General features: G+C 40.9%; 28 protein-coding genes and 1 rRNA gene. 15 read left to right on the forward strand and 14 right to left on the reverse strand.

The window, feature by feature from the left end; all coding sequences use genetic code 11:
- Positions 1-13: 13 nt before the first annotated feature.
- From H6G08_RS20500 to H6G08_RS20515, 4 genes are all read right to left on the reverse strand, one after another.
- Entirely contained in the window at positions 14-361 is a 348-nt protein-coding gene (locus tag H6G08_RS20500) for a rhodanese-like domain-containing protein (protein ID WP_190546224.1), read from the reverse strand.
- Positions 362-530: 169 nt separating this feature from the next.
- The gene (locus H6G08_RS20505; protein WP_190546226.1) at positions 531-926 is read right to left on the reverse strand and encodes an SCP-2 sterol transfer family protein; all 396 of its coding nucleotides are present in this window, start codon (positions 924-926) and stop codon (positions 531-533) included.
- A 150-nt stretch (positions 927-1076) separates the two neighbouring features.
- On the reverse strand, positions 1077-1370 hold the full coding sequence (locus H6G08_RS20510) for an ArsR/SmtB family transcription factor (RefSeq protein WP_190546227.1): 294 nt from the start codon (positions 1368-1370) through the stop codon (positions 1077-1079).
- A 152-nt stretch (positions 1371-1522) separates the two neighbouring features.
- Positions 1523-2827, reverse strand: a complete 1305-nt coding sequence (locus H6G08_RS20515) for an NAD(P)/FAD-dependent oxidoreductase (RefSeq protein WP_190546229.1) — start codon at positions 2825-2827, stop codon at positions 1523-1525.
- 420 nt (positions 2828-3247) lie between these two features.
- On the opposite strand from H6G08_RS20515, the gene H6G08_RS20520 reads away from it, so the two are divergent.
- The 6 genes from H6G08_RS20520 to H6G08_RS20545 all read left to right on the forward strand — a co-directional run bounded on the left by H6G08_RS20520 (position 3248) and on the right by H6G08_RS20545 (position 7399).
- On the forward strand, positions 3248-3478 hold the full coding sequence (locus H6G08_RS20520; protein WP_190546232.1) for a hypothetical protein: 231 nt from the start codon (positions 3248-3250) through the stop codon (positions 3476-3478).
- Positions 3479-3605: 127 nt separating this feature from the next.
- Positions 3606-4298 carry an MBL fold metallo-hydrolase gene (locus H6G08_RS20525; protein WP_190546282.1) on the forward strand — a complete coding sequence of 231 codons (693 nt, stop codon included), beginning with the start codon at positions 3606-3608 and terminating at the stop codon, positions 4296-4298.
- Between the two features lie 87 nt (positions 4299-4385).
- A complete protein-coding gene (locus H6G08_RS20530) occupies positions 4386-4925 on the forward strand; it encodes a rhodanese-like domain-containing protein (RefSeq protein ID WP_190546234.1) in 540 nt (179 codons plus the stop codon).
- Positions 4922-5833, forward strand: a complete 912-nt coding sequence (locus H6G08_RS20535; protein ID WP_190546236.1) for a sulfite exporter TauE/SafE family protein — start codon at positions 4922-4924, stop codon at positions 5831-5833. The genes H6G08_RS20530 and H6G08_RS20535 overlap by 4 nt, the downstream gene beginning before the upstream one ends.
- Positions 5834-6172: 339 nt before the next feature.
- Positions 6173-6598 (forward strand): hypothetical protein, encoded by a 426-nt coding sequence (locus H6G08_RS20540; protein ID WP_190546238.1) that lies wholly within the window; start codon positions 6173-6175, stop codon positions 6596-6598.
- Positions 6599-6790: 192 nt separating this feature from the next.
- Positions 6791-7399, forward strand: a complete 609-nt coding sequence (locus H6G08_RS20545) for a DUF4129 domain-containing protein (RefSeq protein WP_190546240.1) — start codon at positions 6791-6793, stop codon at positions 7397-7399.
- Positions 7400-7481: 82 nt separating this feature from the next.
- On the opposite strand, the gene H6G08_RS20550 is transcribed toward H6G08_RS20545, so the two are convergent.
- The 3 genes from H6G08_RS20550 to H6G08_RS20555 form a co-directional block, all read right to left on the reverse strand.
- Positions 7482-9629 carry a DUF1565 domain-containing protein gene (locus tag H6G08_RS20550; RefSeq protein WP_190546242.1) on the reverse strand — a complete coding sequence of 716 codons (2148 nt, stop codon included), beginning with the start codon at positions 9627-9629 and terminating at the stop codon, positions 7482-7484.
- Between the two features lie 313 nt (positions 9630-9942).
- Entirely contained in the window at positions 9943-10074 is a 132-nt protein-coding gene (locus H6G08_RS38235; RefSeq protein ID WP_277877843.1) for a hypothetical protein, read from the reverse strand.
- A gap of 90 nt (positions 10075-10164) precedes the next feature.
- Positions 10165-11250 carry a glycosyltransferase family 4 protein gene (locus H6G08_RS20555; protein WP_190546244.1) on the reverse strand — a complete coding sequence of 362 codons (1086 nt, stop codon included), beginning with the start codon at positions 11248-11250 and terminating at the stop codon, positions 10165-10167.
- Positions 11251-11849: 599 nt separating this feature from the next.
- Here H6G08_RS20555 and H6G08_RS20560 point away from each other — a divergent pair.
- The 3 genes from H6G08_RS20560 to def all read left to right on the forward strand — a co-directional run bounded on the left by H6G08_RS20560 (position 11850) and on the right by def (position 15510).
- On the forward strand, positions 11850-12575 hold the full coding sequence (locus H6G08_RS20560) for an ABC transporter permease (protein WP_199322672.1): 726 nt from the start codon (positions 11850-11852) through the stop codon (positions 12573-12575).
- Positions 12576-12929: 354 nt separating this feature from the next.
- Positions 12930-14774, forward strand: a complete 1845-nt coding sequence (locus H6G08_RS20565) for a bifunctional serine/threonine-protein kinase/formylglycine-generating enzyme family protein (RefSeq protein ID WP_190546248.1) — start codon at positions 12930-12932, stop codon at positions 14772-14774.
- 199 nt (positions 14775-14973) lie between these two features.
- A complete protein-coding gene (gene def, locus H6G08_RS20570; RefSeq protein WP_190546250.1) occupies positions 14974-15510 on the forward strand; it encodes a peptide deformylase in 537 nt (178 codons plus the stop codon).
- 295 nt (positions 15511-15805) lie between these two features.
- Here the strand turns inward: def and H6G08_RS20575 are convergent, their stop codons facing one another.
- Positions 15806-16438 (reverse strand): SH3 domain-containing protein, encoded by a 633-nt coding sequence (locus H6G08_RS20575; protein WP_190546252.1) that lies wholly within the window; start codon positions 16436-16438, stop codon positions 15806-15808.
- A 271-nt stretch (positions 16439-16709) separates the two neighbouring features.
- Here H6G08_RS20575 and H6G08_RS20580 point away from each other — a divergent pair, with 271 nt between their 5' ends.
- The 3 genes from H6G08_RS20580 (at position 16710) to H6G08_RS20590 (ending at position 19071) form a co-directional block, all read left to right on the forward strand.
- Positions 16710-17741 (forward strand): VOC family protein, encoded by a 1032-nt coding sequence (locus H6G08_RS20580; protein ID WP_190546255.1) that lies wholly within the window; start codon positions 16710-16712, stop codon positions 17739-17741.
- Positions 17742-17814: 73 nt separating this feature from the next.
- On the forward strand, positions 17815-18414 hold the full coding sequence (locus H6G08_RS20585; RefSeq protein WP_190546257.1) for a YdcF family protein: 600 nt from the start codon (positions 17815-17817) through the stop codon (positions 18412-18414).
- A gap of 120 nt (positions 18415-18534) precedes the next feature.
- Positions 18535-19071, forward strand: coding sequence for a PM0630 family protein (locus H6G08_RS20590; protein ID WP_190546259.1), 537 nt, complete (start codon positions 18535-18537; stop codon positions 19069-19071).
- Positions 19072-19145: 74 nt separating this feature from the next.
- Here the strand turns inward: H6G08_RS20590 and H6G08_RS20595 are convergent, their stop codons facing one another.
- On the reverse strand, positions 19146-19532 hold the full coding sequence (locus H6G08_RS20595; protein WP_190546261.1) for a tautomerase family protein: 387 nt from the start codon (positions 19530-19532) through the stop codon (positions 19146-19148).
- Between the two features lie 263 nt (positions 19533-19795).
- On the opposite strand from H6G08_RS20595, the gene H6G08_RS20600 reads away from it, so the two are divergent.
- Entirely contained in the window at positions 19796-20098 is a 303-nt protein-coding gene (locus tag H6G08_RS20600) for a hypothetical protein (RefSeq protein WP_190546264.1), read from the forward strand.
- Between the two features lie 2 nt (positions 20099-20100).
- On the forward strand, positions 20101-20469 hold the full coding sequence (locus tag H6G08_RS20605; RefSeq protein ID WP_190546266.1) for a pentapeptide repeat-containing protein: 369 nt from the start codon (positions 20101-20103) through the stop codon (positions 20467-20469).
- Between the two features lie 555 nt (positions 20470-21024).
- On the opposite strand, the gene H6G08_RS20610 is transcribed toward H6G08_RS20605, so the two are convergent.
- Genes H6G08_RS20610 through H6G08_RS20625 form a run of 4 tightly spaced genes read right to left on the reverse strand, consistent with a single transcriptional unit; the run spans position 21025 to position 24120 of the window.
- Positions 21025-21420, reverse strand: coding sequence for a TroA family protein (locus H6G08_RS20610; RefSeq protein WP_096646422.1), 396 nt, complete (start codon positions 21418-21420; stop codon positions 21025-21027).
- Positions 21421-21462: 42 nt separating this feature from the next.
- The gene (locus H6G08_RS20615; RefSeq protein ID WP_190546268.1) at positions 21463-22281 is read right to left on the reverse strand and encodes an alpha/beta fold hydrolase; all 819 of its coding nucleotides are present in this window, start codon (positions 22279-22281) and stop codon (positions 21463-21465) included.
- Entirely contained in the window at positions 22274-23452 is a 1179-nt protein-coding gene (locus H6G08_RS20620) for an MFS transporter (RefSeq protein ID WP_190546270.1), read from the reverse strand. The genes H6G08_RS20615 and H6G08_RS20620 overlap by 8 nt, the downstream gene beginning before the upstream one ends.
- A gap of 14 nt (positions 23453-23466) precedes the next feature.
- A complete protein-coding gene (locus tag H6G08_RS20625; protein ID WP_190546272.1) occupies positions 23467-24120 on the reverse strand; it encodes a TetR/AcrR family transcriptional regulator in 654 nt (217 codons plus the stop codon).
- Positions 24121-24257: 137 nt separating this feature from the next.
- Here H6G08_RS20625 and H6G08_RS20630 point away from each other — a divergent pair, with 137 nt between their 5' ends.
- Positions 24258-25529, forward strand: a complete 1272-nt coding sequence (locus tag H6G08_RS20630; protein WP_190546274.1) for a glycosyltransferase — start codon at positions 24258-24260, stop codon at positions 25527-25529.
- A gap of 74 nt (positions 25530-25603) precedes the next feature.
- Here H6G08_RS20630 and rrf read toward each other — a convergent pair.
- Positions 25604-25711: ribosomal RNA gene (rrf, locus tag H6G08_RS20635) — 5S ribosomal RNA — on the reverse strand; the annotation flags it as partial.

Raw genomic sequence — 25711 nt, forward strand, 5'->3', positions numbered from 1 at the left:
AAGTTTTATCTAGCTAGGGATTGTTTCCGCGTTGCAGAGGATAGCCCAACTGTTGCCATGTCATAATGCCGCCTTGCAAGTTGTAAACTTTAAAGTAGCCTTGCTCCACTAACCAACGGGCTGTAGCTAAACTGCGGTGTCCTGACAGACAAGTAACAACTATTAATTCGTCTTTGGGAATTTCCTCTAAGATACTGCTTTGGCTGAGGTAACGCGCTCCGGGAATATGCCCAAGAAGGTACTCCATCCAACTGCGAGCATCGATAATTGTGAATTGTGCTTGACGCGATCGCAGTTGTCTAGCATTTAAGTCAAAAGGTTGGGCTTGATTTTGTTGGTTATCTTTGAGAGTACGTTTCATCAGGATTTTGGATTTTGGATTGGGGTAATTCTCTTGCGCCTGTTTCACGCGCAGAGGCGTAGAGGCGCAGAGAGAGTGTGATTTTAATTCAATATTCAAGCCCTGAATTTATTAGGTGGGGTCTTTAATTTTGAATTTTGAATTTTGAATTTTGAATTCCCTAAAAGGGCTAAACTTTACCCATAACGGAAAAGGATTTGATAAATGGCCCTGCCATGCGTGGATCTTTAATCATGGCAAGATAATCTCCGACACGGAATTGCAGTTTACGTGACATATAGGCCATGCTTAATCCCATCATGTTTAAGCCCTTAGTTACCCACTGTTGCCAATGATCCTTGTCGGCGCGTAAGTCCCAATTGAGTGTTTGCCCATTGTAGGTCTCTGCATGGATGGCTTTTCCATCGATAATAGTGAGTACACCTCTTGGTTCTGGCTCATCTTCAAACCCATAACCAATTACGGAACTGAAATGAATTTGTTTGAGTGCATCTGCTAACTCAGGCTCTTGATTCCATTTTTCTGCGTAAGCTTGCATCCATTCTGAGGAAAATAATTCTGTCATGTTTTTACTCCATTTAGGGACTAGGGATTAGGGGCTAGGGAGAGATACCAAATGACTAACAAACTACTGATTCCCCCAAATCAGTAGAGCTAAACTGCCAAGTAGTAATAGCCAAGAAAAAATTCGTCGGATGTGGCAAGGTATCATAATTCACCTCGTAACGTTGCGGAAAACATGTTTGCACATAGATAAAAGTTCTGTGTCGATGACGCGATAGTAGCGCCAAGAACCCTCACGGCGACAGGTTAAAACTCCTGCGTCTTTCATTAGTTGCAAGTGTCTAGAGACGTTGCCTTGTTTTAGCCCAGTGCGATCGCATATTTCCTGCACAGTCTGTTCTTGATTGCATAATGCTCCTAAAATTTGCAATCTTGTCGGTTCTGCTAAAACTTTAAAGCGGCGTGCTAGTAATTCTAATTCGTTCGGGTTTAGCGCAATTTCCATACATCTTTAATAACGATTATTCCCATAAATTCAGTTTTCAAATAACCAGATTTAGTACGAAACTTTGATTTCTGGGCGGTGCGTTGCGCTACGCGACAACACACCCTACATTTTCTACAAATGACAAATGACCAATGACCAATGACAAATGACTATTTCATTTCCACAGGTTGAGGATTTTGTGATAAATCCAATTCCTCAATTGGTTTTACTAGGGTTAAACCCATAAGATTTAATCCCCAATGCTCGAACCAAGGAACTGCTAAACCCCAGCGCATTTTAGCTAAGAAAAATTGCTCAAAAGCAGTCTTCGCCCAGCTTACCCAAAGTCCTTCTTTAGCTATAGCTCGTCGCCTTTGTTGAGTAATTGGATCTGGTAAAACTTGGTCTGCTAAAAATGCAATTCCTGTATCGCCAAAATCGGCTAAACAAAGTGCTTCTAAAGTTGGTGTTACCAAGGGTGCAGAAATTGCTTTCAGTTGGACAGCAATGTTATGAGCTACAGCCATTCCCATTGCTTCTGTCATTTGTCCGGTTTTGGGTACACCGATGGGAATTGGTGTTTGTTCTGGTGGTTTGAGTTGGGTAATTACTCCTACGCTATATATGGAGGAAAATTGAGGATGTTGGTAAGTTGGTAGTACAGGTAAAAATCCTTTTTGATCGGTTAAACCAGGCGCTTCTCGTAAGAAACGCGGCCCGCGAAATGGCGGAAGTAACATACTAAAACTAAAGGGTAGAGAACGCCCATTTGCTAAATAAATTGTGTCTGTCCCAACATAGCTAATAGAAGTATTTTCTAGTACTTTAATTTCTTTTTCTTGCAGTAATTTAGTTACTAACTCCGCAGAATTTGCCATTCCCCCAATTCCCAAATGTCCAACATAGGGTTCTGGGGTGACGAAGGTAATGGAAGCGCGATCGCGTAATCCATATTTTCGCAATAGCCAATCTGTTAGTAATGCAAACTCGTAAGCGGGGCCAAAACAACTAGCACCGGGTACGGCTCCCACAACTATTGGCCCTGGCTGTTGGAGAAATTTTTTCCAACATTCGGCAGCTTGGAGTGCATGATGTGGATTACACACCGATTGCACATATCCTCGATCCAATCCAGGGATTGCGTCTAATGCTAATTCTGCACCCGTCGCAATCACTATGTAGTCATAAGCAATTACAGTATCGTTGACAACGATTTGCTGTAATTCTGGTTGAATTTGGCTAACTCCTCCTAATATCCAATCTATCCCGCGATTTACTAGCAAATCTTTTACATCTAATTGAATACTCTCAAGTTCTCTCAGATTCAACCCTACCCAAGGTAGAGAAGGAATAAAAGTGAACTTAGGGGTATTGGAAATGAGTGTAATTTGATGCTGTTTTGGTAGTAGTCGTCGCAGTTCGTAGGTAACGGGTAATCCGCCGATTCCCGCACCAATCACCACAATTCGAGCCATAAAATTCCCCCCGGTAACTATTTAATCAAGCTAGAGTCAACCAGCTCTCACTAGTTACAAGGTTTGCTCACTGATACCGTCTCGTGGCGTCTGCAACTGACTTACTCCAGCAGTTTTACCTTATAACTACTATCTTATGATATAACTATATAGTAATAAAAGCTGTTGGTAAATTAAAATCATAAAAATCTTTACATTCAATTTCAGGTTTTTACGCTATGGCAGTTTTTGAGGAATAGAGTATGAGGAAGAAATACAGCAGATTGTGACTTCTGCTTACTTCATTTCCCTGAAAAATGACAACTGTAGGGGCGGGTTCACCGATATCCTCATTGATTAACAAAGTTCCAAATAAACCCGCCCCTACGGACTCAAGACTGTTGACCCTTGACTATTGACTCTTTCACAAGGTGCATTTCTATGTATACATCCTCGCTTCTAGCATTTAGTATTGCACTGGTCGCCATGTTTCTCCGATTCTACTTCCATCGTGAAGAAATAGTAGTAGTTTTAACCAGCACGATTGCCGTAGTCAGTCTATTTATTAGTTTTGTTTTCAGTCCTATTGTCTTCAAGATTGTGATTTTAGTTACTTCTCTATGGGGCTTACGGTATTACTGCCGTCGCCGTTCCTGTGATGACATAGAGTAGAAAGGCTTACTAATCATGAATTTCAATTATCTTTTTGCAAAATATCTAGACAATTTTCACTATATTACTATATAGTAGTATTATGAAATAAGATGAGTAGCAAGAAAGATTATCGGAGTCAGTCATGATGTTATTTAGACAACTATTTGACCCAGAAACAAGTACATATACGTATTTAATTGCCGATCGCGCAACTAAATTTGCGGTCTTAGTCGATCCGGTATTAGAGCAAGTAGAACGGGATATCAAATTGCTCAATGAACTAGGACTAACTCTCAAATACTGTCTAGAAACTCATATTCACGCCGACCATATTACAGGTACAGCAAAACTGCGAGAGTTAACAGGTTGTCAAGGAATCGTACCAGAGAATGCGCAAGTTGCTTGTGCAGACCGCTTAATGAAAGATAGCGAAATCTTAGAATTAGGGACTGTGAAAATAGAAGCGATCGCCACTCCCGGTCATACCGACAGCCATAATGCATATCTGGTTAATGGTACTCACTTGTTAACTGGAGACGCGCTACTGATTCGTGGTTGCGGACGAACTGACTTCCAAAGCGGGAATGCAGAAGTTATGTATGACGGGATCACTCAGAGATTATTTACCTTACCCGATGAAACCTTAGTTTATCCCGGTCACGATTATCGCGGACAGACAGTTTCTACTATTGGTGAAGAGAAACAATGGAACCCACGATTAACCGGACGTAGCCGCAGCGAATTTGTCCAACTGATGGCAAATCTCAACCTACCCCAACCCAACAAAATTCAACAAGCCGTTCCAGCAAATCAGCGTTGCGGTAGCGCCGCCGCTTAGTTGAATATACAGCCAAAAAAATATACTTCAAAAGCTCTTTACTTCTGCCGTCTGCCCTCTGCCTTTTCATTGCAAGGATACAATTCGATGACTACTTCTGGTGTGAACAAATTACAAACTGTAAGTGCCCAAACTCTCAAACAGCTAGTAGAACAAAAAGCTGTGACACTGATTGATGTGCGCGAACCAGCTGAGTATGCAGGGGAACATATCCCAGGCGCAACATTAGTTTCTCTCTCCAACTTTGACCCGCGCAAGATTCCTCAAGATGGTAGCATCGTTCTCTACTGTCGCTCTGGTAATCGCTCGGCAATGGCAGCCCAAAAGCTATTTAGTGCTGGGTTTGCAACCGTTACTCATTTAAACGGTGGGATTGGTGCATGGAAAGAGGCTGGTTATCCTACCAACATTAACCGCAAAACCCCAATTAGCTTACTGCGCCAAGTTCAAATTATTACAGGCTCATCAGTATTAATCGGTACATTGCTAGGAGTTGTTATTTCTCCTTGGTTTCTAATTCTTAGCGGCGTAATGGGAGTCGGCTTAATCTATTCAGGTATAACAGACACTTGTATATTGGGGATGATGCTGGCGAAACTTCCCTATAACAAGCGGAGTATTGTATGACACTGTGGATTGTCGGACATATACTAGCTGCTTGTATTGGCTTAAGCTTGGGCTTAATTGGCGGTGGTGGTTCGGTGCTGGCGTTGCCCATCTTAGTTTACGTCATGGGTGTACCGCCAAAATCTGCGATCGCTATGACTCTGGTAATTGTCGGTACAGTTAGTTTACTGGGAGTAATTCCCCATTGGCGAGCCAAAAATGTCAGCTTGAAGACAGCAATGATATTTGGTTCCGCCACAATGTTGGGTGCATTTATCGGGGCGAAAATTGCCACACTCCCCATCATCACCGAAAGCTTGCAAATGATGCTGTTTGCCATCATGATGTTGTTAGCAGCAGTATTTATGATTCGCCGGAGTTCTCAGCCTAGCACCCCAGATCCACAGTTAGCATTTTATCCCCGACCTGTATGTAAATATTGCTGGTTGTGGTTAATGACTGAAGGCTTAGGCGTGGGGATATTAACTGGATTGGTGGGTGTTGGTGGTGGATTTGCGATCGTCCCAGCTTTGGTACTATTAGGAAATGTACCGATGAAAAAGGCGATCGGCACATCACTGCTAATTATTGTCTTCAATTCAGTTACAGGCTTTTTGGGTTATCTGGGGCAAGTCTCACTTAACTGGAATCTGATGCTATCCTTTATCGTTGCTGCCAGTTTAGGCACAATTCCCGGTGCATATTTAGCGCAGTTTGTCCCCGCGCAGAAACTTCAGAAAACCTTTGGCTATTTTCTGCTTGCAGTTGCAGCATTAGTATTGGTGCAAAATCGCCATCATCCCCAATCATCTCAGATTCCAAAACACAGCCCTGTAAAAATCACACAGAAGAATTTGGGACTTCCAATTAAAAAAATAACCAATCGCTATGCAGGCAGAGGGGCAGGGGGCAGGGAGCAGGGGGAGTAAAGAAAAATCTGCTTAAATAAATTGAGTAATTTATTCTCTGGAAGTCCCTTTCCGAGGCTACTACAGTCACCGTTCATAAATGGTAGATAAAACTCAGTGTTAATACTTAGGACTAAGAACGGCTAATTGCGATCGCATCAAAAGGAAATTTTTACATAACTACATATTTTCTAGTAATTGAACTACATTTATCGTCAAAACAATCTGCGCTACATTGTGGTATATATAGGAAAATAAGTGTTTGATTATACTTGATATAATAAACATATTATTTTTGTATTTCCCTGTCTAAACTCGCCGCATTCAATATTAGTGATAGCGCGACTGGAAAAAAATGATATGAAAGTAGTTAAAAAACTTTTGGCAATATGTTTTCTATTATTTGGTATACCATTTTCTACAATGGCGGTTGTAGATATTCTCAATCCGCAAACTACCCCTAAAGATAAAAGCGATGCTATAGCTGCTTTAACTATTCTTACTCTGCCGTCAACCGCTATAGGCGGCTGGTTAATTTGGTCTTTAGCACAGCAAAAGCGCAAGGAACAAGCATTAATTTTAGAAGCAGAACAAAAGCGTATTAGCTTAATATTCTTAGAATTAGTTGATAATAACGCTGGTAGTATAACTGTGTTTCAACTAGCGAGAAATGCGGAAATATCAATCAAGGATGCTAAACAATATTTAGATGACAAAGCTAAAGAACCCAATGCTACCTTTGAAGTCAACGAAGAGGGAAATATGTTATATCGATTCTCACTTTAGCTCGGTAAAAATCTGTTTTCCTCCTTCCCCTTGTTATCGTAAATAAAAGGGTTTAAGACCCATACGCCTATACGTAGTATAATTTTCAGACTGGGTTTAAATCTCCGTCTGAAATTGTTTTGAATTTTGAATTTTGAATTTTGAATTTTGAATTTTGAATTTTGAATTGTTAACCCCCTTTCCCAATTTCCTATGCCAACAGATTCTTTTGAAAAAACAAGCTGGGATTGGCAGCTTTCTCAGTTACGCCAACAAGTGAGTGAATGGATAGAATATGAATTTTCCCGATTTCAATCGGCGCTACCAGAATGGCCTCAACAATGGGCTATTAGTCCTTGGTTAGCGAAGGTACTCTATTTTTTGTTTTGGTTGGTTGTTGGCGGATTGTTGATTTGGTTGGCTTGGCGATTGTGGAGAGAATTCCGCCCCTATATCTATGCTTGGTTAAGGAGTAGAGGTAATAATTTTGCAAATAACCCAGCAACCGCATCTAATGAATTATCTATTGGTTTATTGTTAGAGCGATCGCAACAATTTTATCGTCAGGGTAATTACCGAGAAGCTTGTCGTTCATTATATCTCGCTTTATTGCAGCAATTGCACGATCGCAGCGTCATTCGCCATCAACCCAGCCGCACTGATGGCGAATATTTGCAATTGCTACGTTCCTCTGTCACCCCCATCCAACCCTATGAAACTTTAATTACCACTCACGAACAATTGTGTTTTAGCAATGCCGAAATTTTGCCAGAAAATTATGAGCATTGCCAACAAGCGTATCGAGAGATAGCAGGGGAGTGAACAGTTAGAGACGCGATTAATCAGAGACGCGATGAATCGCGTCTGTACAATTATCATTTGTCCTCCTTCCCTTCCTTAGCCCCTAATTCAACACTTGAATCATCGCTCTTAAACCATTGGTGTTGAGCATATTCACTACCCCTTCAGCGTTTGAGCGATTGCTAAATACGCCCGCTTGCATGAAGTTGCGTCCTTGGGAAACAGTGGAGAAAGAACCAGGAACAAGATATCTGACTACTTCTTGATCCCTTTCGCTGGCGACTTCCACTAATACGCGGAAACGTACACCCATTGGTGCAAACCCTGTTGTGTATGATGGGGGATTGCTACCCATTGGCGCTACTGCATTGGGTAAGGAATCTGGATTGATGGGTGTTGTATTGTTGTAGGAAGTTGGACTATTACCCATCGGCGTCATAGCACTATCGGGTATGGGACTGTTACCTATGGGCGCTACTGCATTGGGTAAGGAATCTGGATTTATGGGTGCGCTATTAGGTGCGATATTATTTGGTGTAGCTACGCCATAATTCCCAGTTGGATAACTGTCCGGTACGGGGACTCGGCGCATATTCCGAGTATTACCCATCGGGATATTGGAACTAGGAACAGGCAAAATATTAGAACCCGTAGATGCAACAGGTCGCCTTTGTGACGACTGTTTTTTACCTCTAGCTCTGGATGCTGGCTTAACTACAGAGTTGCTGGGCGGTTGGGGTGGGGTAAACTCGATTGCGCTAGGATTAATTTGTACGTAATTTAACTGAGGTACATTGCCCGAATTAGTTACAGGAGGTACATTTGCTACTGGTGTTTGTCCGCCTACCAAGCTGCTGGGAACAGGAAAGCCAGGAACTGATGAGTTAACTGTTGGGGTAGGTGTAGTAACGACTGGATTCGGTTTAGGAAGGTTGCGTGATGTATTGGCTGGATGCAGTGGTAATAGTTGGGGATTCAATCTGCCAATATTTAGGTTATTAGGCGAATTACTGTTATTAGCTGGGATGTTTACTTGGCTAGGAGTTTCCGCCATTCCCGGCGCAGAGAAGATAATCTCACCTGTATTTGGTACTTCTTGCTGTGCGCTAGATGCGGGAGGGGTATTACTAGCGATGAGTGTTCTAGGAACTTGAAGATTAACTCTACCAGCAATGCGATCGCTTGCGAGATTATTCCCGACAGCAGTAATTACCTGTTTGGCGGCATTGGCGTTAATGTCGTAACGGGCATTATTGCGAAATTGATTACCACCAGGTTCAGCACTATTACCTAAATCTGGCATAGCTTGCGCGATCGCTACCATGCCATCTTCTTTACTACCTTCAATAATATTATTGCGTAAGACTGGGCGAGCGTTAGCTTGAACGACTATACCAGATCTGTTTTGTAGAATTTGATTATTTAAAATAATCGGAGTCGCATTTTGAGCAATATTAATTCCATAGCCAGTTTCTTGAAACACATTCTCTCTTACCTGAGCTTGAGAAGTACCCGCAAGGGTAATCCCATTAGCGCCATTGCGATAAAAGGTATTCTGGCTAATAGTGGGTGTCGCAGTTCCCGTTACAAATACCCCATCCTGAGTATTTCCAGTAAATGTGTTCTGTGAAACTACTGAATTACTAGACTCAATCCATACACCATAACCCCTGGGATTGGGATTAGTTACAGTTAGCCCAGTTAAACCTGCTTGGTTTGCGCCGACAATTGCTACATTTTGACCGCCATAACTGCGGCTGAGGTATTCACCGCCACCCTGAATTGTAATCCCTTGACCTTGATTACTAGGGTTACCTTGAAGAGAAACGCCTTGTCTGAGGATTAAAGGAAACGACTCACCAGTTTCACTGCTATAAGTACCTGGACTCAGGGTAATTACGGTGTTAGGCGTAGCTTTCTGTAATGCTTGGGTAATAGTTTTAAAAGGATTGCTTTCCCCACCATTACCTTCTTTATCTTCGCCAGTCGCCGGGTTGACAAACAGCTCGTTTACCTGAGAAATTTGCTTTTCTCCCACAGGCGGCACTTGTCCGAAAGCACCACCAACACCGCTTCCCAGGAAAGTCAACAGAGCTAAACTGATACCAACACTCAAAGATAATACGGAGACGCGATTAACTGGATTCAGTCTCAAATTTGCGGTAGAAAATGGGCGATCGCTCTTAGCAACTACCGTTGCTGGCAGAATTTCAGACCTACGATCTCTAGGAAACACAATAGGGGAAATCACCGTGACAGCACTCCTGTGAAGATAGAATAAATTTTTATACTCTGAATTAATAGTATGTCGATTATGTTACTCAACATATTCACCAATTGCCTATTGGGATATACACAGTCATGAGTTCAAAAAACTGGTTTTTGCTCAAATAAATATTAAGTATTATGAAGCCGTGGGAGATAACACCTAATATACTAAGAGTTCAGACTTGTAAAAGCCTGAAAGCGCCATAAAAAATACACCCTGTAGCTAAAGCGCTCATTGTTGATGAAAACCTGTTAAATTCAGTAGATTTAACATTGTTTAAATATATTAACCATATTTATGGTATATGTCCTGCAAATATGGCAGAAGATTTACAGATGGGGTTGATGGTTGACGGTTGACGGTTGACGGTTGACGGTTGACGGTTGACGGTTGACGGTTGACGGTTGACAAAAAAACAGATAAACATCGTCGCCCGTAGATGTTTATCTGTATGTGTCTAGAGAGAAGTTTTGCTTGTGTTTTCTAGCTAATAAAAAGGTGAACTAGAAAAGTCCACCTAAATGCTGCTTGCGCCTAAACCGACTAGGCTATGAGAACGACCATTTTCGGCAAATCGCTTTTGCAAAATTTGGCGATACACGGCTTCATAACTGTCTGTCATCTTTTGCAAGCTAAAGCGGTTTTCTACATGCTGTCTGCAGGCGTAGCGATTTAAATCTGCAACTTTAGCGATCGCACTGACAAACTCATCAGTATTTTCGCAGAGAAAGCCTGTTTTACCATCATCAATGACTTCCACTGTCGAGCCGAGTTTCATGGCAATTACTGGTGTTCCCGCAGCCATAGATTCCACCATGACTAACCCAAATGGTTCGCGCCAAGTAATAGGAAATAAGGTAGCTACAGCACCTCCCATCAGAGCATTTTTTTGCTCGTGGTTGGCTTCACCTAAATATTCTATTTGCTTACCATCAATTAAGGGTTTAACTTCTTTCTCGTAATATTCCACATCAACAACATCTACTTTCCCAGCAATTTTTAAATGCCAACCAGATTGTTTAGCAACTTGTATCGCTAAATGGGTTCCTTTCTCTGGCGATATCCTACCTAAAAATGCTAGATAAGGGGGATCGTTGGGTTGAGCGTGAAATTGATAACTGCTAACATCAATTCCGTTATATGCAGTAGCTACATAATTCAACCCTAATTTAGTTTCGCGTTGCGCCTCAGAAATGCTGATATAAGGTTGATTTTTGGCAAATTGAAACATCTTTTCGTTGTCAGGGGTAAAAATACCATGCAACGTATGAACTGTAGGAGTTTTTACGAGATTCGCGTAGGGTAATGCTGCACAACCCATGTGAGAATGAATGATATCAAATTCGTCGGCTTGCTCGTAGACTGAACCCAATTGCAACATCTCATAAATACCATATTCCTTGACATAGGGATCGAGTCTCAAAGCACGAGGGTGAACCGATCGCAGCTCTGCCAAACTGATAGAATCTCCCGACGCAAATAATGTCACTTCATGTCCGCGTCGCACCAGTTCATCAGTTAGCAACCCCACTACTAACTCTATACCTCCATAAGCGGGAGGTGGGACTCTCTCCCATAGTGGGGCTATTTGAGCAATTCGCATCACAAACCTCCTAAAAATTTAGTCTTGGCTGAGATATTTCTGCTTTGCAAGTTGCATGGTTAATGAATAATTTTCAGCAATGCAACCTAAGCTCAAAGCACCCTGTGAACGCCAAGCGTATTCTGAATTACTAGAGAATAGTAAAATTTTAGTTTAAGTCTTTTCTTCTATCTTTATAGGGAATTTATCTGATACTTCAGAGGTAAAAAAATGCTTTTTGAGCCAATATATAAGACTTCTCTATATTTATGCTCCGCTACAAATAATTGTGCAATTGATTGATTTAGCAATCAAATCATCTGTTTCCAGATGCTTAAGTCTTGCTGCTACAGTCAACTCTCAATTATTTGCGAATACCTTCTTTGTGTTCCTTTTGGCAAAGGGAAAAATTCTGTTTTCTTGACTTCTGCCTTCTGCCCTCTGCCCTCTGCCTTTGTTCGATCGCGTGTAACTACTTATCTTGACTGCTAAACATAGTCAGAATATAATTATTGGCTGATTAAAATTTATCTAACCACCTTAACGTGAATATCTCTTCCTCCTCAAAAAAACCGCGTGTCGTTTGGCAGGCGGTTTTATCAGTAATTATATTTATCTTTATGTACCTGCCTATACTGGTACTATCTTTTTATAGCTTCAACAAATCGCCTTACAGTGCCAGTTGGCAAGGATTTACTCTCGATTGGTATCGGCAATTATTCAGCGATGAGCGTATTGCTTCAGCTTTGCAGAATAGTTTAATCGTTGCCTTTAGCGCAGTAGCAATTTCCGCAGTCTTAGGAACATTAATGGCTGTAGGTTTAGCGCGTTATCAGTTTCCCCTGAAGAAATTGTATCAGGGGATAGCTTATTTACCGTTGATTATTCCCGATATTGCGATCGCAGTCGCCACCCTCGTCTTTTTAGCCGCATTTGCCATTCCCTTAAGTTTGTGGACAATTATTGCCGCCCATGTAGTATTTTGCCTCGCCTACGTCGGCTTAGTCGTTTCTTCCCGCTTGGCGCACTTAAACCCTCACCTGGAAGAAGCAGCTTTAGATTTAGGCGCAACACCAGTACAGGCTTTTATCAAAGTATTATTACCTCAATTAATGCCTGGTATTATTGCGGGTTGTCTATTAGCTTTTGTCTTGAGTTTAGATGACTTCCTGATTGCCAGTTTTACCGCAGGTAGTGGTTATAACACCTTACCAATGGAAATTTTTAGTCGCATTAGAACCGGAGTAAAACCAGATATTAATGCTTTGAGCGTCATCTTAATTTTAATTTCTGCCTTCGTCGCTTTTGTAGCCGAATTAATTCGCGCTTACGGAGATGAAAATTAAAAATTAGCGGTTAATTAACAGTCAAAACCTTTAAGCAAGCCGCTTTGAATTTCGCTACAGCAATTAATAAATTTACTAATTAGTTGTATTTGGTAATACAACTCTAATTCTGTTGACAAATATAGGAAATTACTATTATTATTCTTATGTAATAAAAATAATTGCTCTTATATTTACACCTATTTAAAAAGTTACAAACAGAGTTCAACAAATAAATCAAATGGCTCCATCTTAATTGCATCATTTAATTATCTACACAGATTTAATCTGTGCATATTTATTTGTCTGTTAATCTGTTTTTACTTTAGATAATATTGGGGCTAACTTTGGACAAGATGCTACCTACCCTACATTATGCAAATCTGCCAAAATCCCAATTGCTCAAATCCCTTCAATCATGACGGCAATGTATTTTGTATAAGTTGCGGACAAAGCAACTTTGGCAAAATGTTGCGCAACCGCTACCGTGTTTTAAGACTATTAGGTGAAGGCGGTTTTAGTAGAACTTATGCAGCCGAAGACGCAGATAGACTAGATGCGCCTTGCGTCATCAAGCAATTTTTTCCTCAAGTTCAAGGTACAGGACAACGTCAGAAAGCCGCAGAATTCTTTAAAGAAGAAGCATTTCGGCTGTATGAATTAGGAGAAAATCACACCCAAATTCCCCGATTATTAGCTTACTTTGAACAAGGTTCTAGTTTATATCTAGTCCAAGAATTTATTCAAGGTAGAACCCTGTTACAAGAAGTTCAAAAACAATGCTTTACGGAAAATGAAATTCGGCAATTATTAACTGATATATTGCCAGTTCTCGATTTTATTCATTCACGCAATGTAATTCATCGCGATATTAAACCAGAAAATATTATTCGCCGCGATAGCGATGGGAAACCAGTATTAATTGATTTTGGTGGCGCGAAACAAGTAACCCAAACCAGTTTAGCGAAACAAGCTACAGTCATTTATACAATTGGTTATGCGCCTACAGAACAAATGGCTGGTTTTGCTTGTCATGCTAGCGATTTATATGCTTTAGGCGTAACTTGTATTCGCCTATTAACTCAATGTTTGCCCTTACAAAACGGTGATGGCAACATTAAAGATAATCTGTATGATGCCATGAATGCTCAATGGTTATGGCCAGAGAAATTACAAGAACATGGCATTACCATTAGTGATGGTTTAGCGAAAATACTAGATAAACTGCTGCAACATTTACCGAAAGATAGATATCAAACCGCCAACGAAGTTTTGAATGATTTAAAATCTACCACCACATCAACTCTAGAAGCAGAGATTTTCGCGATTTCCCAGCGACTATTACTAACGGGAACACCAAAGACAAAACAACAAAAACCCATCAAACCCCTACCTTCCTTACAAAACTTTGAATTTGATGTCGTCACCGTAGACACAGGTGGTAGAGAAGTAAACCGCGATCGCATGTATAGTAAATACTTTACCGAAGAATTGGGAAAAGCGATCGCCCTAGAAATGGTTTCAATTCCTGGCGGTACTTTCATGATGGGTTCCCCAGAATGTGAAGGTGATGCTGATGAACGTCCCCAACATCTAGTTACAGTCGCACCCTTTTTCATGGGGAAATACCCGATTACCCAAGCACAGTGGAAAGTTGTCTCTACATTACCAAAAATTAAACAATCATTAAATCCCAACCCCTCCAAAAATAAAGGCCCCAATCGTCCAGTCGAGAATGTATCTTGGCATGAAGCTGTGGAATTTTGTGCCAGATTAGCCGAAAAAACCGGACGCGAATATCGTTTACCTAGCGAAGCTGAATGGGAATATGCTTGTCGTGCTGGAACTAAGACATCCTTTCATTTTGGGGAAACCATTACCCCAGAATTAGTCAGTTGTAGTTACAGCGATACCAAATACCGCAAAGAAACCACCAACGTTGGTAGTTTTGAAGTTGCCAACGCCTTTGGATTGTACGACATGCACGGGCTAGTGTGGGAATGGTGCGCCGATCCTTGGCACAATAATTATCAAGGCGCACCCGCAGACGCTAGAGTTTGGGAAGAAGGTGGTGATATTCATCGTCGCGTACTCCGTGGTGGTTCCTGGAGTTTTGGCGCAGAACTTTGTCGCAGCGCTAGTCGCAGTTGGAATGAGTCAGACGGTGGATTGAGAATTTGTGGCTTTCGGATAGTTTTTTCTGTGGAAGGAAATAGTTAAATTTAGGTTTTTTAACTCATCAACCTGTTATAAACACCCATAAATTATGCGTGTTTATTTGTTGTTTATTCAACTTGAATCTACATTTCAAATTGTGTTAAAAATCTTGTAGGGTGTGTTGTCGCCTAGCGCAACGCACCTTGAAGAATACCAAAATTTAATTGTTATATCAAAAGACATTAAAAAAGGAGTTAATTAAATGTCTGATTTACTGCCAATTATTCAAATAGGCAATCCTATCCTACGCCAGCAATCAACCTCAATTGATAATATCCACAACCCAGAAATCCAAAAACTCATTGACGATTTAATTGAAACAGTTGCTCAAGCTAATGGCGTAGGTATTGCTGCACCACAAATTGCCGAATCTCATCGTTTATTTATTGTCGCATCGCGTCCTAATCCCAGATATCCCCATGCGCCAGAAATGGCACCAACTGCAATGATTAATCCAAAAATTATTGCTCATTCTAACGAAGTAGTAAAAGGTTGGGAAGGTTGTTTGAGCGTTCCTGGAATTAGAGGATTTGTGCCAAGATATCAAAAAATTACAGTTGAATATACAGACCGTTATGGCAATTTACAAACACAAGAATTAACTGATTTTGTCGCGCGAATCTTTCAACATGAATATGACCATCTTGAAGGTATCCTGTTTGTAGATAGATTAGAGAGCATAGAGGATATGATAACAGAAGAAGAATATCAAGAACGTATTGTTAATCAGACTAAGTGAAAATATCGACATTATGAGGGTTTAGCACTGCTAAACCCCTACAATAAATATGTGATTTTAAATTGTTAATTTCTAAATATTCTTTTTTTAAAGTGCAAGTTTACAGAGAATTGGTATAAGTCCTAATTTATTAATTATAATAACTATCTTTGAAGATGCGCCTGCCTTAGAAAGTACCAGAGGTTAACATGCTTTTTGCTGATTCTATTTTTTAATCGCTAGGTTACAAACAAATATTTCAAAAAACTGATAGCCGAGAAACATTGAAATTAGAGAACATTCAGAAAAATCTCAGTTACCGCTTTTTCGCAGAACATAACCGGAGATTTCCCCGACTAGCAAAACTCCCATCAGAAATCCAACCTTCTTTCGGAGACGCGATCGCAATCCAATTTTTCCCATCCACTTCTACAATAGAGGCTGGGTAACTATCTAATCTAACAGTCTTCCCATGAGCCACTGTTCCCAAGCTGCGGGAATTCTGTCTAGGTTCCTCCCTAATTACCAAACCTTGTTTATTGTAAGTATCAACCCGCAGACAATTCACATTCTGCAAACTCGTTTTAATTGCAGTGCTGCTGTATGTATGCAAAAAACGTCCGCTAACCCAACAGCCAGATTCTACCTGTCCTGTACCAATTCGCTGAAGTGAATTACTCAATCTAAACCAATATGTAATTTTCTTAGATCCCCCATCAGTTTTACAAGCATTCTCAAAATCTAAATATCCCCCTAACTCTAAATTAGAAAAACCCGAATTAAAATCAGCCTTAGAAGCTTGTGCTTTTGGTCGCCATAAACTCCATCCTGCTTGTGGTTCATTGCGAGAGCCGTTAGGATTATCCGATTTTGCTTGCACAGCCAGTGGTGATAATAAACATACACCAACTAGCCAACTTAAAAAATAGTTAGGTAAAAATTTGTTCATGTTTGGTATATTACTCCTATTTAATTTGTAAACTGAAACTTGGAGATAGGGGCATTATGCAACGCCAATTTTATATGATTTATTTGCGTAGGTGCATAAAAGTATAGTTTTTTTAACGCAAAGGTACGCGAAGGTTAACGCAAAGGTACGCGGAGTTTTTTTGGAGGTTTATATCTCACAAAATCATGGGGTGTAGCTTTATATGAAATTGGTGTTAATGTGTTCCGTTTAAGGGAAATTTTCTACATAATTATTTAGCAATCAATGAAATATGACTCAATTACCACAATCTACAATTACAGGTATCTACGAAGTATGTATTGGGATTACAGACCCAATTTATGCAATTCAATATTGGGAACAATTTGGTTATCGGATTGGTAAAGTCGGGGAATTATCTGTAGATGTCGCCAAGCAATTATATGGTGTGAATTCAGCTTTACGTTCAATTCGCCTTTACCACCAAGATGCGGATCATGGATTAATTCGCTTAATGATTTGGCAAAATCCCATCAATCGGGGATTAGGAACAGCTTCCATGAAAATTAAGGGAAATCGTTGGGCGACAGCCTTAACTGCTGATATCTTAACTATTTTAAATCATGCCGATGAAGCAAAAGCTGCTGGTTGGGATATTCGCTATACACATCCTTATTGGGAAATAATTTATAACAAAGATAGAAAAAGCCAACCTTTTACTGAACCTGCGGTTGGGGTAAGAGAAATATTGTTATTACAACCGTTATCAAGACAAGTTTTCTTCCAAAGATTTGGTTATACAATGCCCCATTATGGACAAATTAACTCTAATGCAGCATTTAAGACTAGCCAGTTTACCCACATGGGTTTAATTGTTCAAGATGACAGCAAAGAAACCTTGAATTTTTACGAAGATGTTTTAGGTTTGTTGCGTGTACGCGATGATGTGGAAACTACCTATGAAGCTTCCCCCGCAGGGCGTGATATTTTTGACCTTAATCCTGGGGAAAAATTTATTGTTACCGCCTTTGACGATCCGCGTTCTTCTGTTTATGACTTCATGGCTGCTCGCAGTGGTAGACTTTACATCGTTCGCTTCCCCGAAAGCATCAATTTAGAGTCCCGCTTTGAATCCGCACAACCCGGTAGCTTGGGAATGTCATTATATACCTACAGAGTGCGGGGGATTGAAAAATATTGCGATCGCATTCACAACAGTTCAGCCCAAAATATCACTAATATAGTCACTAACGAATTTGGCGAGACAAGTTTCTCCTTCCGTTCACCCGATGGCTATTTCTGGAATTTGGTAGAAAATTGTTGATGGTTAACTGTTGACTGTTGACGGTTGACTGTTGACGGTTGACAAATGACAAATGACAAATGACAAATGACAAATGACCAATGACAAAAAACGATGGCTGATACTAATTTTACTAGCTTTTATATCTGCCTTATTGTTAGCAATTACATCTACAGCCATCAGTATTTATTTGTACGGTAACAAAACCTATACGGCTAAAGCAGAAGCAGCTATTGTTTTAGGTGCAGCCGTTTGGGGAGAAGAACCATCTCCCGTATTTCGTGAAAGAATAAATCACGCGATTAATTTGTATCAAAATCAGCAGATTAACAAAATAATTTTTACTGGAGGAGTTGGCGAACCTAATGAAGCTGCGGAAGCAATAATTGGCAAAAATTATGCTTTAGCTAGACAAGTAAAATTAAATGATATTCTCACTGAAACCGAATCGCGCACGACTTATCAAAATCTCAAAAATGCTCGTTCTGTAGCAGATAATTCCAAATTAAATAAATTTCTCATTGTCAGCGATCCATTGCATATGAAACGCGCCGTACTGATGGCTAGAAACTTAGATATGGATGCATATCCATCACCTACACCTACTACTCGTTATAGTAGTTTACGCAGCCAGATAGAGTTTCTGATACGAGAAACTTTTTTTTACTTTGTCTACCTCGTGTTTCAAATTTAGCTATTAGCTGAATTTAGTATATTTTTCCATAAAAATAATTCTGTTTAATTGCGAGTAACCTCAACCGGAGGATAGGTAAAAAGGTGAGAAATAAATATAAAAAGAGCCGAAGAAAAAACTATGTTGATGAGAATTTGGGCTGTTACCGTTTTAGTAACTTATTCTTGGTTAATGGCTGAAGTCGTAGCTGCTGAACCAATCCAAGTTGTCGCAGCTTCTCCCCAAAGCGATGCTCAACCCATTATTGTCAATAAAGCTGAATTTGGCGTACAACGAGTTGGTTCCCAAGGTAAAACCACCTTTATTCCTACCTTTAGAGTCCCGCTACAAGAAGGAACTAAATATGGCTGGCAAATTCAACTCAAAAATTACAAGGGTGCAGTGACATGGAGAGAAATTCTCAGATTACCAAAACGTCCAGAAACCTGGGGTGTAGATAGCGGACAAGACTTGAACATCTCCCCAGATGGTAAAGAAGCGGTAACGAAGCGCACACAAAATACCACAGATGGCGTGATTAAGAATTTTTGGACGATCGCACCTGGCGATCCCGATGGTAAACATAGAATTCAAGTCTATATTGACGATCGCCTAATTGCTGTGTTCGAGTTTGAAATTGTTCCTCTCAAAAAGCCGAAAGCCGAAGGGAGAATTTAGAGCGATCGCATGTAGGGGTGGGATCTCCCCACCCTCAACTTAACGAGCCATTCATAACAGCTAGTTATTAACCGCTACACCTCAATTTTATAATTCAGTTCGTGTTCATCACCTGGTAATCCGCGAAAACCCCAATTATGCTTGGGGTTCTCAAAAATTGTAATCTCTAAATCTTGCGCTGTAATCCCTACAGAAAGCGATCGCTCAAACAACAGCTTAATCAATTGTTTTTTCGCGGTGACACTCCGCCCTTCAATCATACTCAACTCGATGATGGTATAACACTCAGTACGCCCAGCAGGGTAATAAAAGTCTGACTTATCCAATGGGAAAAAACGATGCGATCGCTTATTGGCTGGAAACTGTAATGCATCCATCACGCAACTATGAATCACATCTGAAAGTTGCTGCTTGATTGGGTTTAAATAATCCCTAATACCGTAAATTTTGACTTGAACCATAAATTATTCCTCTAATTACTTGTGACAATTAATCTTGTGAGTACAAGTATTTCTTTTGATAGTTGTTTTTAAAGTAAAAATATGTAATTAGCTGAGTATCAATATTACCATTAAAACTAATAACAGTGATATTTCTACTTATAGAAAAACATAAATACACACCTGTTGACTAGAGCGATTAGCAAAATAATTATGATCGGTCTTCATTAGCTCCAAACTAGGCAGTATCTTAAAAATAGAGAGTTGATACTGTTTGAGAAACAATGGTAAACTTAACCGAATTTCAGCAGTTAATCGAAACACAGCAATTATCCCTGGGAACTCTGCCAAAAGCTCTACAAGCACTGTTTTATGACAAAAAGGGTAATTGGAACCAAGCTCATGAAATAGTGCAAAATGCCAGTGATGCTGACAGCGCTTGGGTTCATGCTTATTTGCACCGCAAAGAAGGGGATTTGAGTAATGCTCGTTACTGGTATCGACGTAGCAATCAGCTAGAATTCTCCGGGGAACTCAACCAGGAATGGGAAGCGATTACTTCTTATTTATTGAAAAAGGTGAAATAAGCATGGACGCAGCAGAATTAATCCGCCGTTATGCGGGAGGAGAAAGATATTTTCCCGCCGCACATTTAATTAAAGTCAAATTAATTGCAGCTAACTTACCAGGAATCAATTTATGGGGAGCAGATTTGAGCGGAGCTAACTTAGCGAAAGCTAAATTATGGGGAGCAGATTTGAGTAGAACTAACCTAGCACAAGCCAACTTAACCAGAGCAAATTTAAGTGGTGTCAAGCTCAATGAAGCAAATCTTCGGGGAGCAAAGCTGAACTATGCTAAGTTGTATGGAGCCGATTTAACTGGTGCTTATTACGATGAAAGCACGCGATTTAGTATAGGTTTTGATCCAGTTAGTAGAAATATGCGCAAGTTTTAAAAGCTGGTTTACCTCTAATCAAAAATTTACTTTCTTAGCGATTACTCAAGGATGCATCTCTGTTTTTTCTTTAAATCCTCTTGAAACTAATTTAAATAGCTTTTGCGACACATCAATATATTTTAGAGGGCATGGCACTGCCATGCCCCTACCATCTGTCGCATTGTTTTTTCAAATTGTCATGACACATTTTTTCTCGAACTGGCTTATTTTTAAAATTTGACTAATTAACACCCCGTTAAATTCACTTTAACGGGGTGTTATTAATGTTGGATTATTTCGTAGTCAGCCACTCACGAGAAAATCTCAAGCCCAAACATTAAAATTCAATACGGTTCAGTTAAGGATAATCGTAGGTTGGGTTGAACGAAGTGAAACCCAACAAAACCTCGGAAATGTTGGGTTACCCTGCGGGAAGCCCCTAGCCTTCGGCAACGCTCCGCGAACGGGTCTACGTTCCTCAACCCAACCTACACAGTTTAAGGTTTTCAAGGCTAACTGAACTGTATTGCATTAAAATCTGTCTTTCCAATGCCCAATGCCCATTTTCAATAATTAAAAGTTAGAGACAGTTACCTTAATTCCTGAATCGAGAGGCGGTACTTTTAAATATTCAATTGGTTCAGAAAGTTGAGCAGTTGTTTTCTTAGTTGGCTGCTCGCAAGGCGTAAATAAAATATTGGGGTTTTTAATAATATCAAACGGATTCAGCTTACCGCATTCTCTGCTTTGCTCTAACGTAATTGAATTGGCATTTGGAGAAACATTATTCTCTTCATTGAGACTATAACCCCACCGCCCAAGGAATGTGACTGGTTTGGTGGCTAAAACCGCAGCCTGACTATCTTGAGTTTTTGCAGTAGTCGGAACTTTTTTTTGGTTAGCGTATGCACTTTGGCTAATAGTAAGCGCACCAACGATCGCAGCTAAGGCTAGGGCGGTAGATTTCATAAATACTAGGTTTAGCTTTTAATGTATATTGCTGTAGTTTGACTACATCAAAGGCTTCCTAGTTTTCGGAAGTTGAGAGAAAAACTTGAGCATCGCTGAAGTCACAGCTTCTGGTGTCTCAATCAAGAAACCATGTCCACCACCTTCCAGAACTACGAGTTCAGCATTGGGTATACCTTGCGCTAATTCCTGAGAAAATTTTATCGGTGTGAGAATATCTTGTTTTCCTAGTAAAATTAGCGTCGGACAGTGAATATCCTTAAGGCGTTGGCTAGTATCAGCAGCTAAAATAGCGCGACTTTGATGATAAAGTCCATGAGGCGTGACAGAAAATGGGTAATTAATCGCCAGATTAACTATCATCTCAATCATCCCAGGAATTGAGTAGAACTCATCAGTAAATATCCAAGGTAATATCACTTGTTGGTAAAGTTTGAGGTCGAGTTTATCGGCGAGTTCGCCCCAAGTAGAAATTATATTTTTAAATAAAGTATCACCCTTAGCCAAAGATGAAAGAAGTATGAGACTTTCTACTTTTTCTGGGTGAGCTAAAGCTAATTCTTGAGCAATATGACCACCCATTGAATGGCCTGCTAAATGTACCTTTTCTATAGCAATATGTTCTAGCAGTGCGGCTGTATCACTTGCCATCTGCTGAATGCTGTAGGGACTATCGGGTGCAGAACTTTGCCCAAAACCGCGATTATCTAAGCGAATTACCTGATAATTTTTCACCAGTGCAGACATCTGCAATGACCAGTAGGTATGATCGCAAAAGAAGCCGGGAATTAATAATAAAGGCTCTCCTGTTCCTTTAATATCATAAAATAAATCAATTCCATTAACGTGAATTTTAGGCATGATGGCTCCTACCTTGTTGTACCAGCCAAAGAGCAAGTAAAGCGATCGCAATTCCTGTCATCAAAAAACAAGGAACATAGCTATAATTATCGACAATTCTGCCCAAGGCTGCTGCACCAATTCCTTGACCGATAAATAAGTTAAAGGCGAATAGGGACACCGCAGTTCCTCTTGCTTCTGGTGCAAGTTCTGTGGCTTGGGTTTGCAATGTGCTATGCATCATATAAAAGCCTAATCCCATGAGAATATTGCAGGGGATAAATAGCACCCAATTTTGCAATAATGCGATCGCTAAAAAAGAAATACACATAAACGCCCCACCACATCCCATCAGCCCCCTTTCTCCCAATCTCCCCACCAACCACCTGACAAAACGGCTATAAATCAGTCCACCTAAGCCAAAAGCACTAATAATAAAACCAATTGTCACGTAAGGTAAGTTATATCTATCTCTGAGGAATGCACCCGCATAAGCAAATCCCCCAAATAAACAAAAGCCTTCGATAAATACGCCAATCATTACAGTTCGGGCAGTTGGTTGGGTTATTAATTGAAAATAAGGCCGGAATGTTGCCCAACCAAAAGGTACTTGGGAATCTTGCTCATTGTTTAGTTTGCCAATCTTCCGCCACAATTCTATAGAAATCATCAGGGATACAACCCCAAAGACTAAAAATATCTCTCGCCAGCTGAGATATTCGCCAAAAATACCGCCTAAACTCCCGCCGAGAATTTGCCCTAATACTAGCGCGCTCAAGTATTTACCGATAGCAGCTTGGCGTTGTTCGTAGGGGAAATTATCGCCAATGTAAGCCAGGGTAACGGGGATAATTCCCGCAGCTACCATCCCTGTGAGGAAGCGCAATAAAGTTAAAAGAATAATATTTGGCACAAAAGCACAAGCCGCAGTTCCTACAGCAAAGGCTGTGAGTGCGCCTGTAATTACCTTGAGTTTGCCAATGCGATCGCCTAATGGCCCGTAGACTAATTGAAATAGTCCGTAGGGAATTGTGTAGGCACTAACAATAATTGCCGCACTACCCACACCAACTTTAAACTCGTCAGCAATGATATGCAAAAGTGGGTCAATTACCCGCACATCAGCGATTACCATAAAGGCAGCTGCACCCAACAGCCCTAATGAGACAGGTGTTTTACCTGTGTTGTTCATAAATTGAGAACAGTTTAAAGTCCAGAAAACCTATTATCCGGCAAGTCAGCTGACAGTGGTTCGAGAACTTTAAATGCGATCGCTTCAGCATCAGCCACGCCTAAAGTTTTGAGAATAATTTTAGCGATTTGTTCGGGGTAATCTGACGCTGTATGTCCTGCCAAAATACTACGCATTGCCATCAATCCTGTCCCCAAAATCAAATCAATTGTGGCTTGTAGGCTATCTACCTGAAAACGGTTAATTCTTATACCTGCTTCCAAATCAGTCATTACACCCCTTTCTATAGTTTCGCTCAATGGTGCTGCGACTAATCCTACCCGTACAATTACCCATCCCCACGTAGAATCATGTCTGGCTTGATGCAGAAATTGCCGGAGTGCGATCGCCATTCTTTCCGCCGGATCTTCAATCGCCACAGAATGCGCCCAAATCTTTTGATTCATCTCATCGCTCAGGGATGCTGCAACTGCTTTCAGCACATCCTCTCGAGTCTGGAAATAGTTATAGAAAGTTCCCCTAGCCACACCTGCTTCGGCAATGATGTCGTCAATAGTCACAGCATCTGCTTCTTTGCTAGCAAATACCCGATAGGCGGCCTCAATTAAACGCGATCGTGTCCGTTCTCGTTTTTCTAAACCTATAGATGCTCGACGCGATGACTTCATATCGGGGCAGAAAAATAGCAATGAATTTAGCATACCTTAGCGTTGACGCCATCATCGAAATGACGCTATCGTCAATATGACATAACTGTCATTTATTTGCTAATGATCGCTAATCATGTGCAACAGGAGCGCCAATTATGCGGATCGCTATCATTGCTTTGGGAAGTCAAGGGGATGTTCAACCTTACGTTGCTTTAGGAACAGGCTTAAAAGCAGCAGGTCACATTGTACGTCTATTGAGTCATGAAAACTTTGCTGGGCTAGTGAGTTCCCATGATTTAGAGTTTTGTCCAATGCAGGGTAATGTGCAAGAAATTATCGAAACTCAGGAAATGCGAGATCTTTTGGATAAAGGAAATTTTCTGGCGATTACCACCCGCACAGCAAAAGAAACCCAACGTGCAGCTATCAATTGGGCGCAAGCAGGTTTAGCAGCTTGTCAAGACATGGATTTATTGGTTGCAGGAGTTGGGGGACTATACCTTGGTATTTCACTAGCCGAAAAATTGGACATTCCCTTGCTACAAGCCTACGTCTTCCCCTTTACCCCAACACAAACATTTCCTGGTGTTCTTTTTCCCCAGTCCCTAAGTAGATTTGGTGGTACTGTCAATTGGCTATCCCATCATTTGATTAGACAAATCATGTGGCAAGGATCTCGTACAGGCGATACATTAGCCCGAAAGCAAGTGCTAAACCTACCCACAGCAGCATTTTTCGGCCCCTACAAGTCCAGCCATCTCCATCGCTATCCAATTCTCTATGGTTTCAGCCCATCTGTAATTCCTCAACCATCAGATTGGCAAAATACAGTAGTTACAGGCTACTGGTTTTTAGACCCTGCACCTAATTGGACTCCACCCTCAGCCCTCATGGAATTTCTGGAAAAGGGGCCGCCCCCTGTATATATTGGCTTTGGCAGTATGGGTAACCGCAATCCAGAAGAAACAGCCAATCTTGTCTTACAAGCCCTAGCCAAAACTCAACAACGAGCTATTATCTACTCTGGCTGGAGTGGTATGCGGACAGAAAATTTGCCAGATAGCGTTTATCTTGTAGACTCCATACCTCATTCATGGCTCTTCCCTCGTGTCGCAGCAGTCGTACATCACGGTGGTGCTGGAACCACAGCCGCAGGTTTACGGGCGGGAATTCCGACAATTATTATTCCCTTCTTCGGAGATCAGGACTTTTGGGGACAACGTATAGCACAATTAAGCGTTGGTACAGAACCAATTCCACGGAAACAACTGACAGCTGAACGACTTGCACAAGCGATTCAAAAAGCAGTGACCGATAAAACAATGCGTCAACGAGCAGCTAACTTAGGGGCAAAAATCCAAGCAGAAAATGGCATTGCAAATGCAGTTTCAGTCATACAGCAAATCGAAAATCTCAAGGTTGCCTAATATAGGCCTGCTTTACCCACTAAGCAAAAAGCCGCTTCTACTCTTGTGTAGAAGCGGCTTTTTGTGAAAAATAGACCTGGCATCGAGCTATTGTAGCAGGAGGCAACCCTCAAACTATCGTCGCCGCAGCAGCGTTTCACCTCTGAGTTCGGGAAGGGGTCAGAGTGGTTCCACCGCGCAAT

It is taken from the genome of Calothrix anomala FACHB-343 (genome assembly GCF_014696435.1).
Taxonomy (GTDB): Bacteria; Cyanobacteriota; Cyanobacteriia; order Cyanobacteriales; family Nostocaceae; genus Aulosira; species Aulosira anomala_A.